The 17375-nt window shown below is 40.7% G+C and carries 15 protein-coding genes; all 15 read left to right on the plus strand.

What is annotated here, in order from left to right; genetic code table 11:
- Window positions 1–64 precede the first annotated feature (64 nt).
- Entirely contained in the window at window positions 65–1159 is a 1095-nt protein-coding gene (gene murG / locus ACP7A0_RS01140; RefSeq protein WP_095285129.1) for an undecaprenyldiphospho-muramoylpentapeptide beta-N-acetylglucosaminyltransferase, read from the plus strand.
- 31 nt (window positions 1160–1190) lie between these two features.
- Window positions 1191–2102: a UDP-N-acetylmuramate dehydrogenase gene (murB, locus tag ACP7A0_RS01145; RefSeq protein ID WP_034662552.1), complete on the plus strand. Its 912-nt coding sequence runs from the start codon at window positions 1191–1193 to the stop codon at window positions 2100–2102.
- 127 nt (window positions 2103–2229) lie between these two features.
- Window positions 2230–3009 carry a cell division protein FtsQ/DivIB gene (locus ACP7A0_RS01150; protein WP_060596191.1) on the plus strand — a complete coding sequence of 260 codons (780 nt, stop codon included), beginning with the start codon at window positions 2230–2232 and terminating at the stop codon, window positions 3007–3009.
- Window positions 3006–3695: a DUF881 domain-containing protein gene (locus ACP7A0_RS01155; protein WP_060596192.1), complete on the plus strand. Its 690-nt coding sequence runs from the start codon at window positions 3006–3008 to the stop codon at window positions 3693–3695. The genes ACP7A0_RS01150 and ACP7A0_RS01155 overlap by 4 nt, the downstream gene beginning before the upstream one ends.
- A 20-nt stretch (window positions 3696–3715) precedes the next feature.
- Window positions 3716–4441: a DUF881 domain-containing protein gene (locus ACP7A0_RS01160; RefSeq protein ID WP_106030807.1), complete on the plus strand. Its 726-nt coding sequence runs from the start codon at window positions 3716–3718 to the stop codon at window positions 4439–4441.
- Window positions 4441–4809: a small basic family protein gene (locus tag ACP7A0_RS01165; RefSeq protein ID WP_003210988.1), complete on the plus strand. Its 369-nt coding sequence runs from the start codon at window positions 4441–4443 to the stop codon at window positions 4807–4809. The genes ACP7A0_RS01160 and ACP7A0_RS01165 overlap by 1 nt, the downstream gene beginning before the upstream one ends.
- A 159-nt stretch (window positions 4810–4968) precedes the next feature.
- Window positions 4969–6291, plus strand: a complete 1323-nt coding sequence (ftsA, locus tag ACP7A0_RS01170) for a cell division protein FtsA (RefSeq protein ID WP_034662541.1) — start codon at window positions 4969–4971, stop codon at window positions 6289–6291.
- Between the two features lie 33 nt (window positions 6292–6324).
- Window positions 6325–7470 (plus strand): cell division protein FtsZ, encoded by a 1146-nt coding sequence (ftsZ, locus tag ACP7A0_RS01175; protein ID WP_024424252.1) that lies wholly within the window; start codon window positions 6325–6327, stop codon window positions 7468–7470.
- 292 nt (window positions 7471–7762) lie between these two features.
- Window positions 7763–11269: a S8 family serine peptidase gene (locus ACP7A0_RS01180; RefSeq protein WP_426003988.1), complete on the plus strand. Its 3507-nt coding sequence runs from the start codon at window positions 7763–7765 to the stop codon at window positions 11267–11269.
- A gap of 248 nt (window positions 11270–11517) precedes the next feature.
- Window positions 11518–12447: a sigma-E processing peptidase SpoIIGA gene (gene spoIIGA, locus ACP7A0_RS01185; RefSeq protein WP_060596194.1), complete on the plus strand. Its 930-nt coding sequence runs from the start codon at window positions 11518–11520 to the stop codon at window positions 12445–12447.
- A 58-nt stretch (window positions 12448–12505) separates the two neighbouring features.
- Window positions 12506–13225 carry an RNA polymerase sporulation sigma factor SigE gene (gene sigE / locus ACP7A0_RS01190; RefSeq protein ID WP_268421182.1) on the plus strand — a complete coding sequence of 240 codons (720 nt, stop codon included), beginning with the start codon at window positions 12506–12508 and terminating at the stop codon, window positions 13223–13225.
- Between the two features lie 142 nt (window positions 13226–13367).
- Complete coding sequence (sigG, locus tag ACP7A0_RS01195) at window positions 13368–14147, plus strand: RNA polymerase sporulation sigma factor SigG (protein WP_003211879.1); 780 nt, start codon at window positions 13368–13370, stop codon at window positions 14145–14147.
- Between the two features lie 152 nt (window positions 14148–14299).
- Window positions 14300–15238, plus strand: coding sequence for a sugar-binding transcriptional regulator (locus tag ACP7A0_RS01200; protein ID WP_066030943.1), 939 nt, complete (start codon window positions 14300–14302; stop codon window positions 15236–15238).
- Window positions 15239–15684: 446 nt separating this feature from the next.
- Window positions 15685–16929: an NAD(P)H-dependent oxidoreductase gene (locus ACP7A0_RS01205; protein WP_066030942.1), complete on the plus strand. Its 1245-nt coding sequence runs from the start codon at window positions 15685–15687 to the stop codon at window positions 16927–16929.
- A 12-nt stretch (window positions 16930–16941) separates the two neighbouring features.
- Window positions 16942–17373, plus strand: a complete 432-nt coding sequence (locus ACP7A0_RS01210) for a transcriptional regulator GutM (protein ID WP_034662530.1) — start codon at window positions 16942–16944, stop codon at window positions 17371–17373.
- Window positions 17374–17375: the final 2 nt, after the last annotated feature.

Consider the following 17375-nt stretch of genomic DNA (forward strand, 5'->3'; position numbering starts at 1 on the left):
CTGTTGTTTAAAACAGGGTTTATACTTTGTTCAGAGCAGAAAAAAATTGAGGGGAAATGGTATAATGCGTATAGTAATCAGTGGAGGCGGAACAGGCGGACATATTTATCCGGCCTTAGCCTTTATTAAAGAAGTGAAAAGACTGCATCCTGATGTGGAATTTTTATATATCGGTACTGAAAATGGACTTGAAAAGAAAATTGTAGAAAGAGAAAATATCCCTTTCAAGGCGATAGAAATTTCAGGTTTTAAACGAAAGCTTTCCTTTGATAACGTCAAAACGGTGATGAGATTTTTGAAAGGCGTTCAAAAAAGCAAATCTTACTTAAAAGAATTCAAACCTGATGCGGTCATTGGAACAGGCGGTTATGTGTGTGGGCCTGTGGTTTATGCGGCTTCTAAGCTGAAGATCCCGACTATTATACACGAACAAAACAGCCTGCCTGGTATTACAAATAAGTTCCTAGCGAGATATGTTAATAAAGTAGCCATCTGCTTTGACGAAGCAAAGGCACATTTTCCTTCTGAAAAGGTTGTATTTACGGGAAACCCTAGAGCCTCTGAAGTCGTCTCTATAAAAGAGGGGAAATCTCTTAAAGAATTTGGGCTCGATGAACAGAAAAAAACGGTTCTTATTTTCGGCGGGAGCCGAGGTGCTGCTCCTATCAATAGAGCAGTGATCGAAATGCAAGATGATTTAAAGGCTAAAAACTACCAGCTTTTATATATCACAGGTGAGGTTCATTATGAAAAAGTGTTGAATGAACTAAAGGAAAAAGGTGCAGCACCTAATATGATCACAAAACCTTTCTTGCATCAAATGCCGGAGTACCTGAAATCGATCGATGTGATTGTTGCAAGAGCGGGAGCTACAACAATTGCTGAAGTAACGGCTCTTGGAATCCCAACCATTTTTATTCCGAGCCCATACGTGACGGCAAATCATCAGGAAATCAATGCAAGATCACTTGAAAAACATGATGCTGCGATTGTTTTAAGAGAATCAGAGCTTTCAGGGGATCGTCTGCTGCATGCAATTGATGAAATTGCCGGTAATGAAGAAAAACTCAACCAAATGAGCCGTTTAACGAAAGAACTCGGAGTACCAGATGCGGCTGCACGTTTATATAATGTGTTAAAAGAAATTACGACTACATGATGGAATGATATTAGGTAAGGCGGAGGGTAATATGGAGAACTTGAAGAATGAATTATTAGAAGCGCAAGTTGGTAAAGTACTTGAAAATGAGCCGCTTGCTAATCATACAACAATGAAAATAGGCGGACCAGCAGATCTTTTGATCATCCCTAAAGATATCGATGCAGTTAAAACGATCATGGATCAGGTGAAAAAACACCATACGAATTGGACGGTCATTGGAAGAGGATCGAATTTACTTGTACTTGATAAGGGAATTCGTGGAGTTGTTCTCAAGCTAGGTGCTGGACTGGATCACCTAACTGTAAATGATGAAGAAATTACAGTTGGCGGCGGCTATTCTGTCGTAAGGCTCGCGACATCTCTTAGTAAGCAGGGTCTTTCAGGGTTGGAATTCGCAGCTGGTATTCCAGGGTCTATTGGAGGCGCTGTTTATATGAACGCAGGTGCACATGGATCTGACATCAGTAAGATTCTTGTGAAAGCTAGAATCTTATTTGAGGATGGAAGCATCGAGTGGCTCACAAATGAACAGATGAATTTCAGCTATCGAACATCAGTCCTTCAAAAGGAACGACCTGGCATTGTTCTCGAAGCCGTGTTTAAGCTCAAACAGGATGATCGCGAAAAAATCACTAAGAAAATGCAGCAAAATAAAGATTATCGTAAAGAAACCCAGCCTTATAACCGGCCATGTGCTGGCAGTATTTTTCGAAATCCGCTGCCTGAATATGCAGGACAGCTTGTAGAAAAAGCGAATTTAAAAGGATACCAAATCGGCGGAGCTAGAATTTCTGATATGCACGGCAACTTTATTGTCAACGCTGGTGGAGCTACTGCTCAAGACGTGCTGGACTTAATTCAGTACATCCAAAAGAAAATTAAAGAAGACTACAACGTAGATATGCATACAGAGGTAGAAATTATCGGTGAAGAAAATTAACAGCTAGTTTTTATGAATGATGGCATCACAGGAAAACAAACGGCATGAAAGAATGCCGTTTGTTTTCTCATCAAAATGATGACCCAAAGGTGTGGACAAGCAGCTTTGAATGAGGTGAAGAGTATATATGCGGCCTGATCATGAAAATGAAAAGATCGTCAATATAGAAGAGCGAATTCCTAAAATTAAAGAACAAAGGAAGCAAAAAGCGAATCGTAGACTGATCTCTTTTATACTACTGTTTTTTATCATGGTTTTAATTATTATTTATTTGCAAACACCAATCAGCAAAATTTCTTCTTTAACCATCACAGGTAACGAGCATGTCTCTACAAAACAGCTTGTTAAACTTTCACAAATTAAAGAAGGCGAAACAGAGTTTTGGAATTTAAATAAAGATATAACAGCAGATCATATTAAACAAAATAAACTGATTAAAAGCGTTAGGATCAAAAAGCATTTCCCAAATAAGGTCAGTATTGCTGTCAAAGAATATGCAAATATTGCGTATCTTCAAAAGGGAAATCTATATTATGAGCTTCTTGAAAATGGGACCGCTTTACCAGAAGAAGTTACACCGAGTCATGCAGGACCTATTTTTGTCGATTGGGACAACAAGGAGAAGCTGAAGCAAACCGTTAGATCTTTAAATCAGCTGCCAGCCTCTATTCAGGAACTCATCTCAGAAGTATATTATGTGCCGACAAATTCAAACCAGTGGCTAGTTAAATTTTATATGAATGACGGAAACACTGTGATTGCATCAATTAAAACATTCGGTGATAAAATGAAAACCTATCCAGCCATTGTAAAAGAACTTTCGTCTTCTGAAAAAGGCACAATCCATATGGAAGTCGCTACGTATTTTGAAGCGTTTAAATCTAAGAAAAAGGAAGATGAGCGTTGAGAGGCAAAACAGTTATATTCTCAATTGTCATGCTTGTTCTTGGTTTTCTGATTTCTTTTTCATACCAATATACAAAGCAGCATCAGGCAGATGTCATTCGAACAGAGCAATGGAAAAAAGAATACTCTCTGAAAAGTCAGCTCACAAAGCAAGAAAAGGCGAATCAGAAACTCGAAAAAGAATTATATAGTCTTCAATCAAAGGTTCAAGCGACAGAGTCCAATTTGAAAAATGAAAAAGAGCAGTATTTTAATGTACTGGAAGATGTTGAGAAATACAGAATGTTTACAGGAGAGATTGGTGTAAAAGGAAAAGGGGTCAAAGTATCTCTTGAAGATGCATCTTATATCCCGAGTGGACAAAATGTCAATAATTACATTGTGCATGAGAGCCACATTTTTCATGTGATAAACGAACTATTTATATCAGGGGCTTCTGCTGTATCTATTAATGGGCAAAGAATCACACACCAATCATACATACATTGTAATGGTCCAGTTGTCACTGTTGATGGTGTTCAGCATCCAGCACCATTTGTCATTTCTGGTATTGGAGATCCGGCTGTGTTAATACCTGCTTTAAATATTGCAGGAGGAGTGGTCGATCAGCTGACAAGTGATCACATTTCAATGACGATTGAGAAAACGGATATTCGTATGAACCCTCTTTTAAGAAACAAAGATTAAAAGTGAAAAGGTGAGTGGTGTTGAGGAAAAAGAAGCCTTTACTTAGTTTAACAGCTTTAATGATCATATTTGGCATCATGGTCTCCATCCAGTTTAATTCTTTACAAAAGCCCAAAGTTCGTGATACTCGTGATGTTTGGGAACTGAGAGAGGATTTATCTGCATCTAAAAGTAAGGAATTGGATTTGCTCAGAGAAATTGATAAATACGACGAGATGCTAAAAAAATATGGTCATCAAGGAGATCAATCAAAAGAAGCACAATTAACAAAAACGTTAAAAGATTTAAAAGAAAAGGCTGGTTTTACAGAAGTGGAAGGGGAGGGGATTGAAATTGAAATTTCTCAGCTTTTTTCAAAGGACCTTACCGGAGAAGAAGTGAAAAATATCCCGCCTGATCTTCTGAAAAAGTTAATTAATGAAGCCAATATGTTTGGGGCAAAACATATTTCCATCAATGATCGCCGTGTAATTAATACAAGTGTGATTCGAGATATTAATGGCACGACAAAAATAGATGGTTACAGCTTAGATAGTGATGAAGTCAACATTAAAATGATTAGTGAGCAGGCCGACAAATTATACAGCCGTTTAAATGTATCAGATATTGGTGATTTGTTTGCTCAGGAAAACTTCAGCTTGAGTATGAGCCAGCCGAAGAAAAAAATCCATTTAAAAGCATATGACGGTGCAATTCAAGTAAACGAATTGAAGCCTCTTGAAGATGTAAAGGAGGGAAAATCTTAATGTGGCTTCCTGTACTTGGCTTAATCATAGGAGTTGCGATCGGTTTCTTAACAAATTTTACGATACCGAATGAGTATTCTAACTATCTTTCCCTCGCTGTACTTGCTGCGCTTGATACATTGATTGGTGGAATCCGAGCACATCTGCAAGGGGCATACGATGAACTAGTGTTTGTATCAGGCTTCTTCTTTAATATTATACTCGCAATAAGTTTAGCTTTTCTGGGCGTCCATCTTGGTGTAGACTTGTACTTAGTCGGAATGTTTGCATTCGGCGTTAGATTGTTTCAAAATATAGCAGTTATCAGAAGAATTCTACTAACAAAATGGACAATTTCAAGAGAAAAAAAGAAAAAAAGTGAGTCATAAAAAAGGATATACATATGATGTAACGAATATTTTCAGTAATCCTAATAAAAAATGTTGATTTTTTAAGTTTTGTTACACACTTGTAAAAACACATTCATTGTATTGTTGTTCAGCAAATAATAGAATAGAAAGTATTGATATGTGAGGAGGTGCCATAGAATGAACAACAATGAAATTTACGTCAGCCTTGACATCGGTACATCCAATATAAAAGTCATCGTCGGAGAAATGGCGGATGATTCGCTTAACATTATAGGTGTTGGAAATGTCCCTTCAGAGGGGTTAAAAAAAGGATCGATTGTTGATATAGATGAGACAGTTCATTCTATTAGACAAGCATTTGAACAGGCTGAGAGAATGGTAGGATTTCCTTTACAAAAGGCGATTGTCGGAATTAACGGAAACCACATTCATATTCAGAATACGAGCGGCGTGGTCGCAGTATCTAGTGAAAACAAAGAAATACATGCTGAAGATGTGAGACGTGTCTTAGATGCAGCACAAGTAGTATCTATTCCTCAAGAACATCTCGTCGTAGACGTGATTCCGAGACAATTTATCGTCGACGGAAGAGATGAGATCACAGATCCGAAAAAAATGCTTGGTGTTCGGCTAGAGGTGGAAGGATCGTTAATTACAGGTTCTAAAACGATTCTACATAACTGGCTCCGCTGTGTAGAAAGAGCTGGAATTGAAATTATGGATATTTGCTTGCAGCCAATCGCATCGGGCTCAGCAGCATTATCGAAAGATGAAAAAAATCTCGGGGTAGCTCTTGTCGATATTGGCGGCGGATCTACAACGATTTCCGTATTTGAAAACGGGCATCTCTATTCTACTCACAGTATCCCTTTGGGCGGAGAGAACATTACAAAAGATTTGTCTATAGGACTTAGAACTTCCACTGAAGAAGCTGAACGAATCAAAAAACAATTTGGGCATGCGTTTTATGATGAGGCATCGACTGAGGAGACATTTGAAGTTTCTGTGATCGGTACCGATCAAAAACAAACGTATACACAACTTGATGCGGCTAACATTATTGAAGCGCGGCTGGAGGAAATCCTGCTCTTTGTGGCAGAGGAATTAAGAAATATGGGTGTCCATGATTTGCCTGGTGGATTCGTTCTAACAGGTGGACAGGCAGCCATACCAGGTATCCTTTCTCTTGCACAAACGGTCTTGCAAAACAATGTCAGGATTGCAAGTCCTAATTATATCGGGGTGAGAGAGCCTCAATATATGACAGGAGTGGGTCTGATCCACTTTGCTTATCGCAATGCAAAGATTCAGGGCAGACAGGTTGGATTCCAAATGCCAGATGAGGCGTTTCATGAAGTAGGCGCATCCATGGAGCCGGTTTCTTCTGCACCACAAGTGAAAGAAGCGCAGCCAAGACCGAAAGTAAAACAAAAAGCACAACAAGAGACAAATAAAAAACCGGGCAAAATGAAAAAACTATTTAATATGTTCTGGGAATAGAATTAGATTTTCGACGGATTAGGAGGATTCAGCATGTTGGAGTTTGAAACAAATATAGACGGCCTAGCATCAATTAAAGTAATCGGAGTAGGTGGCGGCGGGAATAACGCTGTCAACCGAATGATCGAAAATGACGTACAAGGTGTCGATTTTATTGCAGTCAATACAGATGCACAGGCGTTAAATCTATCAAAAGCAGAAACTAAAATGCAAATCGGTGCTAAGCTGACAAGAGGGCTTGGAGCAGGTGCGAATCCTGAGGTCGGTAAGAAGGCTGCTGAGGAAAGCAAAGAGCAGATTGAAGAAGTACTAAAAGGCGCAGACATGGTCTTCGTTACAGCTGGTATGGGCGGTGGAACTGGTACGGGTGCTGCACCTGTCATTGCAAAAATCGCAAAAGATTCTGGTGCATTGACAGTTGGAGTCGTGACTCGTCCTTTCACATTTGAAGGAAGAAAGCGTCAGCTTCAAGCAGTTGAAGGAATTGCTTCTATGAAAGAAGCAGTTGACACATTAATCGTGATTCCAAACGATCGCTTGCTTGAAATTGTTGATAAAAACACGCCAATGCTGGAAGCATTCCGCGCGGCAGATAACGTGCTTAGACAAGGTGTTCAAGGGATTTCCGATTTAATTGCAACACCAGGTCTGATTAACCTTGACTTTGCTGACGTGAAAACAATCATGTCCAATAAAGGTTCGGCTCTTATGGGTATTGGTGTCGCAACAGGTGAAAACCGTGCTGCTGAAGCAGCGAAGAAAGCCATTTCTTCACCACTTCTAGAAACAGCGATCGATGGTGCTCAAGGCGTCATCATGAACATTACGGGTGGCACAAACCTAAGTCTTTATGAAGTGCAAGAAGCAGCGGATATTGTGGCTTCTGCATCTGACGAAGATGTAAACATGATTTTCGGGTCTGTCATCAATGATAACTTGAAGGATGAAATTGTGGTGACTGTGATCGCAACTGGATTTATTGAGCAAGAGCCAGAAGTGACAAAACCACAAAGAAATCCACTAGGACAAGGATTAAAGCAAAATCAATCCATTCCTCAAAAACGTGAAGTAAAACGTGAGGAACATCAGCAGCCATCATCTCAGCCGAGACAAAATACACAATCAAGTGATGATACGCTGGACATTCCAACGTTCTTACGCAACCGCAATAAACGCTAATCGAGTATAGCTTAATCCCTTCCATTGGAAGGGGTTTTTTCATGTCTCAACGTATAAGGGGACTCTAATCAAAAAGTCTTAAATGTGTGAGAGCCACTTCATCTTTCATATGTAATTTGACTTAAGGTGCTTAAGAAAAAAGAATCATTTTTAACCCCTCTTACAAAAAACGACAAGATGATGACCTTTATTTGACTACATTAAAAAGAACACCATGAATCTTGTCATGAACAAAAGAAGGAAAGGAGTGAGACATATACTCTGTTTGGCCATTTGAGGAGGAGGGATTTGATTGAAATTGAAGTTTCGCAAAACCGCCGGCTATCGTTTGATGAGTCTTTTGGTGATAGGTACTTTAACGATGACAAGCTTTGGGATGGTTCAAGCAAAATCGACTTCTATCTCATATCAGGAGGAAGCTGTTTCCTCTAAGACAACAAAAGCAAAGATCTCATCTAGATTAATGAAACAGTTTCAACAGGATGACAAGGTGACCTTTTTAATCAAAATGAAGGAGCAAACAAATACGCAAAAAGTGGCGAAGGAAGCTGTGTCCAGAGCCAAAAAACAGAAATTAACAGCGGCTAAAACGCAGTACACAAAAAGATCAGCTGTCGTATCAGAATTAAGAGCAACGTCTGAGGAAACGCAGCAAGCGCTGCTTACGTATTTACAAAAGGAACAAAAGAAAAAGCAAGTGAAGGAGATTCATTCGTACTATATTGTGAATGGTCTAGCGGTGACGGGAACGAAAGAAGTCATGGAAAAGGTGGCTTCCTTCCCAGAAGTAGATCAAGTGCTGCCGAATGAAACCCGTCAAATTCATCGGCCCGTTGATTTGAAGACGTCTAAGCAGGAAAAACAAATGAAAGCAGTAGATGGAGTCGAGTGGAACATTTCTCAGATTCATGCTCCAGAAGCGTGGGCTTTAGGCTATGACGGTACTGGTACTGTTGTGGCAAGTATTGATACAGGAGTGGAATGGGATCATCCTGCTTTAAAGGAAAAATACCGCGGATTTGATCCAGCACACCCGAATGATCCATCTCATGAATTCAATTGGTACGATGCTACAACAGGATCTGAAGCGCCATACGACGATTTAGAGCATGGTACACATGTGACGGGAACGATGGTTGGCTCTGAGCCAGATGGAAAGAATCAAATCGGAGTCGCACCAGGCGCAAAATGGATTGCGGTGAAAGCTTTCTCAGAAGATGGTGGTTCAGATGCTGATCTGCTTGACGCAGGAGAGTGGATTTTAGCACCAAAAGATGAGGACGGAAACCCACATCCAGAAAAGGCACCAGATGTCGTCAATAATTCTTGGGGCGGTGGGCCTGGTCTTGATGATTGGTATAAAGATGTCGTCAATGCTTGGAGAGCGGCGGACATCTTCCCAGAGTTTTCAGCTGGCAATACCGATTTATTTAACCCTGGTGGTGAGGGATCAATTGCAAATCCTGCGAACTATCAGGAGGCCTTTGCAACGGGTGCAACGGATCAAGACAACAAATTGGGGTCTTTCTCGCTGCAAGGTCCGTCTCCATATGGCGTCATGAAACCAGATATTGCGGCCCCAGGGGTAAACATTCGTTCATCCATTCCAGGGAAAGGGTATGAAGATGGCTGGAATGGGACGTCGATGGCTGGTCCGCATGTTTCAGCTGTTGTGGCTCTTCTTCGCCAAGTACAGTCAGATCTTTCTGTTGAAGAGATTGAACAAATTCTCATTGATACAGCGAAGCCGTTGACTGATCAGCAATTCCCGGAATCCCCTAACAATGGCTATGGGGCAGGTTTAGTTGATGCAAAAGAGGCGATTACGGCATTAACAGATGGAATTGGCACGATTGAAGGACAGGTGACAAACGAAGATGTTAATTTAGGTGATATGAAAATAACAGATCAAGCCCTGCCTCAAAAAGAAAAGGCTGTACATCCACATAAGAAGCCTGCAAAAACAAAAGAATTGAAAAAGGGAAAAAATCTTGATGCTCCGTCCATCAAAGCTCTTCCTATGAAAGCGGAAATTAGTGTTCTTGAAAGCGGAAAATCAACGTACACAGATGAAGCGACAGGGAGATATCAGCTTACTCACAGTGCAGGGGAATTCACAGTGAAAGCGGAAGCTTACGGGTTTGAATCACGCAAACAAACAGTCAATATTTCTTCAAATGAAACGGCTGAGGCAAATTTCGCCTTACAGCCACTTAAGAAACGAACGATATCCGGTACAATTGTCAATGAAGCAACGGGTGAAAAAGTAAAGGATGCCACGGTTTATCTTGTAGAGGATGCGAAAATTAAGCCGGTGAAAACAGATGAAGCTGGCGAATTTTCTCTAGAGGCATTGAGCGGTGTCTATACCGTCAAAGTATTTGCGAAAGGGTTTAAAGGTTATTCTTTTACAGCAGATGTGACAGAAAAGCCGGTTAAAAAAGCCATTCAGCTGGAGCCATTCATCGGCTTTGCTGGTGAAATTGGCTACGATGACGGAACAGCTGAAAATGCGCGAGCCTTCTATGATCCTGGCAATGGCTGGGCTGTGAAGTTTTCATTAGAAAAGGGGAAGAAACAAGCGCAACTCACAGGGGGGCTTTTCCGTTTCTGGTCATCAGAGTGGCCAGCTCCTGGCGGGAATGAATTTGCGGTTGAGGTGTATGATGCTTCTGGGAAGAATGGAGCTCCAGGGGAGAAAATTGCAGGACCTCTAAAAGCGAATGCGCTGCGTAATGGTGAATGGACAAAAGTAGATTTAGAAGATCAAGCCATTACGGTGGATGGAGATTTCTATCTTGTCTATATTCAAACGAAAAAGAATACGGAGTCTCCAGGACTTGCAACGGACGAAGATGGTCCAAATGCTGAAAGAAGCTGGCAGCTGACAAGCGGTGCTTTTTCTCCTTCTCCAAAAGAAGAAGGGAATTATATGATTCGGGCGCTTGTTGACTATGAAGCAGATGTGCCAGAGATTATATCTCCGAAGGCCGGAACCATTTCGAACAAAGGTGAACTGGAGATTGAAGGCAAAGCCTCCCCTGGGCTTGATGTAGCGATTTATCAAAACGATGAAGAGATTGCCAAAGTGAAAGCAGATCAGTCAGGCGCTTTCAAAGAAAAGGTCACAGTTTCAAGTGGAGAGCATGTATTCACAGCTGCGACTGTTACGGATAAAGGCGCAACGAAACGATCAAAACCAGTAAAGGTCATCATTGATCAAACAGCTCCAGCACTCACCATAGATACACCTAAAAAAGGGGGAAAGTCTAATAAAGAATCACTCACTGTAGAAGGAAAGGTCACAGATGATCATCTTGATCAAGTCACTGTAAATGGAAAAAAGGCAACCGTAAAAGATGGAAAATATTCCGCAAGAATACTGCTTGAGAACGGGAAAAATACAATAAAAGTAACAGCGAAAGATGCAGCAGGAAACAAAACGACTAAAAAAGTCAATATCGATGTCCAATACGAGGCACCTGAAATTTCTAAGCTGACTCCAGCAGAGAATGTCCATCTATCATCAGGAGAGTCTGTTAAAATTTCATTTAACAGCAGGGAAAAGCTAGACGCAACGTTTGTTATTCACATGCCGCTGACAAACGCGAGATCAAAGCTTCAAAATACAACAGAGCTGCCGCTTCGCGAAGTATCTAGCGGAACATATGAAGGCTACTGGACAGCTACTTCTACCGCCAAAGCAAAAGGTGCGGTCATTGAAGTAATTGTGCGAGATGATTATGGAAATGTCACAAGACAAAAGGCTTCAGGCACATTAAACATCAATGAAAAGTAACTTAAACAAAAGACACGATTTCCAGGAGCGTGTCTTTTTTTTTCGAGCAATTGTTTGAAAGCTTGTCCAGAAGAACACTCTCTTGCTTCGCGCTCTCATTCCTCGACAAAAACAATAACAATCCACCAAAAGTTCTCTATCATCCCCAACAAGAATTGACAGACTTCCATCTCTTGACTGTTTTATACTGGTACAAACAAGTGCAAGTACTGCTTTTGATTCTTTGTTTCAGATGAAAGGAGCAGAAGGTGGTCATTTATTTAGATGTGATCTGGCTGTTAAACTTTTGTTTTGATCTATTGCTTCTCTTACTCACTGCATTTATTCTCAAACGACAAGTAAAAAAAAGGCGATATATGTTAGGAGCTCTCATTGGATCGAGCATTGTTCTCTTGCTCTTTACACCATTTGCAATGGTTGTGTCACACCCTTTAGGCAAACTATTTTTTTCTGTCTTCATCGTTCTTGCAACCTTTGGTTTTCAAAGATTTCGTTCCTTTTTTCAAAATCTGTTTGCTTTTTACTTTGTAACATTTTTGATGGGAGGAGGCATGATCGGGGTTCATTCGTTTTTGCAAACCAACACAGTGATCCAAGATGGCCTGCTCATTTCACAAAATGATGGCTTTGGTGATCCCATTAGCTGGCTTTTTGTTTTAACCGGCTTTCCTGCGATATGGCTGTTTTCAAAGAAAAGATTAGGAGAGGTTGGTGCGAAAAAAAGACAATATGATGAACAAGTGCTTGTAGAGATACACATTCACGGGGAGACCATCCGCTTAAATGGACTCGTCGATTCTGGCAATCAGCTGTATGATCCTATGACAAAAACACCTGTCATGATCGTCCAGGCCGATCAGCTAACGGCCATTTGCGGAGAGCCATTTATAGAGCTCATGAAACAGTCTCATCCTGTTGAAGTGATGCAAAAGATCGATGATCAATTCCCCCTTCTTGATCGATTAAGACTTGTTCCATATCGAGCAGTCGGTCATGATCACGGTTTTCTACTATGCCTAAAACCAGATACAGTCTTCATTTATTCAAAGACGCTTATGATTCAGCCAGCCAAGTGTTTTGTAGGGTTGAGTCTGAGCGGTTTATCAGCAGATCAGGAATTTCAATCCATCATTCATCCAGATATGTTAGACGGGAAAATCATCCAGGGGGTGTCGTAGTTTTTTGTGATGTCTTTTATCTTACGAGGTCAACTTGACATTTAGAAGGGAGAAGAAGATGAAAAAATTAAAATTTAAACTCACTTACTACTGGTATAAACTCCTCTTGAAGCTAGGTCTAAAGAGTGATGAAATTTATTATATTGGTGGAAGTGAAGCGCTGCCGCCTCCATTATCAAAGGATGAAGAGCAGGAACTGCTTGTCAAATTACCAAAAGGTGATCAAACCGCAAGGGCGATTCTGATCGAAAGAAATTTGCGTTTAGTCGTTTATATCGCAAGGAAATTTGAAAACACAGGTATTAATATTGAGGATTTAATTAGTATCGGAACCATTGGCCTGATCAAAGCAGTCAATACATTTAACCCTGAAAAAAAGATCAAGCTGGCAACATATGCTTCGAGATGTATTGAAAATGAGATTCTGATGTACTTGAGGCGAAATAATAAAATCCGTTCAGAAGTCTCGTTTGATGAACCGCTCAACATTGATTGGGACGGAAATGAACTGCTTTTATCAGACGTACTTGGAACAGATGATGATATTATCACGCGGGATATTGAAGCAAATGTAGATAAAAAACTGCTGAAAAAAGCGCTGGAGCAATTAAATGACCGCGAAAAGCAGATCATGGAACTAAGATTTGGCTTGGTCGGCGGTGAGGAAAAAACCCAAAAAGATGTCGCTGACATGCTTGGGATTTCCCAGTCGTATATTTCGAGGCTTGAAAAAAGAATCATTAAACGATTACAAAAAGAATTTAATAAAATGGTCTAAAAAAATTTTTTGAAAGCTCGATCCCTTTACTATCAAAGGGATAACCATTTTTTCACATGATTCTCGTCATCGCTCGTGCATATTTTTCCATCCCAAGGAGATACTGAACTTTGTACAACAGCTCCTGTAGGGAGGGAAAAAAGTGTCCAGAAATAAAGTGGAAATCTGCGGAGTCGACACCTCCAAACTGCCTGTTCTGAAAAACGACGAGATGAGAAAATTGTTCAGACAGCTGCAAGATGAGGGTGACGATACAGCAAGAGAAAAGCTAGTCAATGGCAATTTACGGTTGGTTTTAAGTGTGATTCAGCGTTTTAACAACAGAGGCGAATATGTCGATGATCTCTTCCAAGTAGGCTGTATCGGATTAATGAAATCAATTGATAATTTTGATTTAAGCCACAATGTCAGATTTTCAACTTATGCGGTTCCTATGATCATAGGAGAAATCCGTCGATACTTGCGTGATAACAACCCGATTCGGGTGTCTCGTTCACTAAGAGATATTGCCTATAAGGCACTTCAGGTCCGTGAGAGGCTGATTAGTGAGACAAGCAAGGAGCCAACAGCAGAAGACATTGCCAAAGTGCTGGAAGTGCCTCATGAGGAAATTGTCTTTGCCCTAGATGCGATTCAAGATCCTGTATCTTTGTTTGAACCGATCTATAATGACGGAGGAGATCCGATTTATGTGATGGATCAAATTAGTGATGAACGGAACAAAGACACACAATGGGTGGAAGAATTGGCCTTAAAAGAGGGCATGCGCAGATTGAACGACAGGGAAAAAATGATTCTTCGTAAACGCTTCTTCCAGGGCAAAACGCAAATGGAAGTCGCTGAAGAGATCGGGATTTCTCAAGCACAGGTCTCAAGGCTTGAAAAAGCAGCCATCAAACAAATGAATAAAAACATCTTTTAAAAGCCGCCGCTTCATGTGCGGCTTTTTTCATTCTTGTTAGAGAACATGCCCCTAGTATTGACTCGGTTATTTTTTTCATTTAATCTGTTTTTAACAAATGTTATTTTAGATATCATTTGTTAGGGAACACTTAAGCGGAAAGAAGGGTTATTATGACATTCCATGATGAAAGAAGGCTGCTCATTAAGGTTGCGCATATGTATTACGAAGAAGGCGCCACTCAATCTAACATTGCAGAAGCTGTTGGGGTTAGCCGTTCGCTCATATCGAAATATTTGGCAAAAGCACGTGAAGCAGGAATCGTGGAAATCATTATTCATGATGAAGTCAATCAACAGTATGGATCGTTAGAAAGAAAAATAGAACGCAAATATGGGCTGCGAGAAGTCGTCTGTGTGGAAACGCTTAGCAAAGACACAACCAAAAGCCGAATCGGTGCGGCGGCGGCGGGCTTTTTATTAAAAGTGATGAAGGATGGACAAGTTATCGGCTTTTCCTCAGGGACAACGCTGCATGAAATGGCGAAAGCGCTTACGTCTGTTCAGTACTATCCATCCGTGACATTTGTTCCGCTTGTCGGAGGTGTGGGAAATGAAGACGTCGATATCCACGCCAACTATATTATTGCGAGATGCACAGAGGCACTCAAATCTAAATGTGAGTTTTTACATGTTCCCGTCATGCTTGATACGAAAGAAGCGAAGGAAGTACTGATTAGACAGCCGTCGATCAAAAAAGTGATTGAACTAGGAGAATCATCAAATATTGCGGTTGTCGGAATTGGCGGTGTTCCGCAGCATTCAACGATGGTGAAATCTTATATGACAAGCGGCGAAGAGGACATCCTTCAAGCGAAGGGTGTAGCAGGTGACATTTGCTATAACTTTATTGATCATCAAGGGGAAGTATATCCCCACCCATGGAACGACCGGGTGATGGGCATAAGCCCGCAAAAGCTGAAAGAAATTCCGCTGGTCATAGGTGTCGCCGGAGGCGAAGAAAAAATTGAAGCGATCCGGGCGGCATTAGCAGGTGGATTAATTCATGTATTAATTACCGATGAACGAACAGGAGATGCCTTATTAAAGTAACTACCTAATATCATTAGGTAGTCAGCGTGTAGACAAACCCTCGCATTCGGTGTCAGTCCTGCGTGCCGGTGCTCACGAATGTCAAATTCGCTCCGCTCCGATACTCGTCCTTCCTAGACTGCAAAGGTTTTCTATCACGCTGAAAAGAAGACAAAAGGCTAAAATGAAGATCATTTTAGCCCTTTGTCAACAATCTGTAACTACCTAAATATCATTAGGTAGTTTTTTTTTGAGTCTAAAGACTCAAAAAGATTGAAAATTTTATCGATTTTAGCTTGACACAAAGTTGACACATCATATAAACTAAGTTCATAACAAATGATAAATAAAATAACAAATGTTACAATAAGCAGATCTTTGTTAATTTTTATAACATTTGTTAAAAGTTTCAGATTATATTTCTAGCAATCTATTGAGAAGCAAGAAAACCTGAAAGGATGATTTAGATGTCAATCTATCAACAGTTGTTAGCTCGAGAACGCAGTGGAGATCCAATCAAAGTAGGGATTATTGGAGCAGGCCAAATGGGCTTTGGACTCATTTCACAAATTTCTAAAATTCCAGGCATGATTGTCGCTGGTGTTTGTGATATTCACCTTAGTGCAGCAGAGAAGGCAGCAAATTTCTACAAGCAGCATGCGAAGCCGCATCAAATGGTTGTCACAAATGATTACAGAGAAGTGATTCAATCAGATTTCGTGGAAGTTGTAGTAGATGCAACAGGTGTCCCAGAGGTCGGAGCAAACATTTCGTTGGAAGCGCTTAATTCGAAAAAACATCTCGTTCTTTTAAATGTAGAAGTTGATATTACTATCGGTTTGGTCATGCATAAGTTATTCACAAATGCAGGGCTTGTTTACTCAGGATCAGCTGGAGACGAACCAGCAGCAACACTAGAATTATATGAATTTGCGAAAACAATGGGTCTTGAGGTGCTCGTTGCCGGGAAAGGAAAGAACAACCCATTCTTCCCAGAAGCAAATCCAGATACGTGTAAAGCAGAAGCAGATAGTAAACATATGAGTGCACATATGCTGGCTGCATTCCAGGACGGCACAAAAACAATGGCCGAAATGAACTTATTAAGTAATGCGACAGGGCTTCTGCCTGATAAAGTCGGTATGCACGGAGTCGAAGCGAATTTAGAGAATGTAGCAGATAAATTGAATCAAAAACAGCAAGGCGGCGTGCTGGATAACTTCGGAGTCGTTGAATATGTAAATGGACTTGCACCAGGCGTATTTGTCATCGTCAAGAGTGATCTTGAGCCAGTGGATGAAGAACTGCGCTACTTAAAAGTTGGAAAAGGTCCGCACTATACACTTTACCGTCCTTTCCACTTAGCGAGTCTTGAAACACCTGTCACCATCGCAAAAGCGATCTTACAGCATGATTCATCCATCCACCCAATTGGTGTACCAGTGTCAGAAACAGTAGCTGTTGCGAAAAGAGAGATTAAAGCAGGGGAATCACTTGACGGAATTGGCGGGTACTCCGTAAGAGGTGTACTTGAAACACATCAAGACATGAAAACGAACGGCCACATTCCAATTGGCTTAATCAGCGGAAAAGTCGTAGCGAAAAAAGACATCAAATTAGGACAATTCCTGACTCATGATGATGTAGAACTTGATTCAAACACAACGGTCTGGAAGCTGCGTTCATTACAAGATCATTTATTTCAATCATAAGGACGTGAAGCTATGGAAAAATTAGCAATCGTACTTTGTATCATTCTCATTGTGCAGTATGGGTTATCTTTTATTCAAATCAAGTACTACCGCAAGAGCATGGATTCACTTATTGATGACTACAAAGGGAAGCAAGGCTATCACTTGTTTTCGGGAATGGAACGGCGCAAAGTTGGCCCTGGAGCCATAGCGCTCATCATTGTGGATGAATCTTATATCATTCAAAAATGCCATGTGCTTGGCGGTGTGTCGATCTTATCTAAATTTAAAGAAGTTCCTTCATATGAAGGAAAGCATGTTGGTGCAGTGCTAGACGAGCACCATATGATGAAGCAGACATTGAAAAAACGCAAAAAGGGGCCAGCTGTCATGCACGCACTTTCCATGGCGGCTGAACAAGCACTTGTCTCGATTTCGAAAAAAAATATAACAAATGTGAACTAAAG

The organism is Bacillus sp. DWP3-1 (assembly GCF_049896565.1).
Lineage (GTDB): Bacteria > Bacillota > Bacilli > Bacillales > Bacillaceae > Bacillus.

Bases quoted from the DNA above. Each gene is read 5' to 3' on its own strand.
- murG (WP_095285129.1), top strand. From the start codon at position 65: ATGCGTATAGTAATCAGTGGAGGCGGAACAGGCGGACATATTTATCCG.
- murB (WP_034662552.1), top strand. From the start codon at position 1,191: ATGGAGAACTTGAAGAATGAATTATTAGAAGCGCAAGTTGGTAAAGTA.
- ACP7A0_RS01150 (WP_060596191.1), top strand. From the start codon at position 2,230: ATGCGGCCTGATCATGAAAATGAAAAGATCGTCAATATAGAAGAGCGA.
- ACP7A0_RS01165 (WP_003210988.1), top strand. From the start codon at position 4,441: ATGTGGCTTCCTGTACTTGGCTTAATCATAGGAGTTGCGATCGGTTTC.
- ftsA (WP_034662541.1), top strand. From the start codon at position 4,969: ATGAACAACAATGAAATTTACGTCAGCCTTGACATCGGTACATCCAAT.
- ftsZ (WP_024424252.1), top strand. From the start codon at position 6,325: ATGTTGGAGTTTGAAACAAATATAGACGGCCTAGCATCAATTAAAGTA.
- sigE (WP_268421182.1), top strand. From the start codon at position 12,506: ATGAAAAAATTAAAATTTAAACTCACTTACTACTGGTATAAACTCCTC.
- ACP7A0_RS01200 (WP_066030943.1), top strand. From the start codon at position 14,300: ATGACATTCCATGATGAAAGAAGGCTGCTCATTAAGGTTGCGCATATG.
- ACP7A0_RS01205 (WP_066030942.1), top strand. From the start codon at position 15,685: ATGTCAATCTATCAACAGTTGTTAGCTCGAGAACGCAGTGGAGATCCA.
- ACP7A0_RS01210 (WP_034662530.1), top strand. From the start codon at position 16,942: ATGGAAAAATTAGCAATCGTACTTTGTATCATTCTCATTGTGCAGTAT.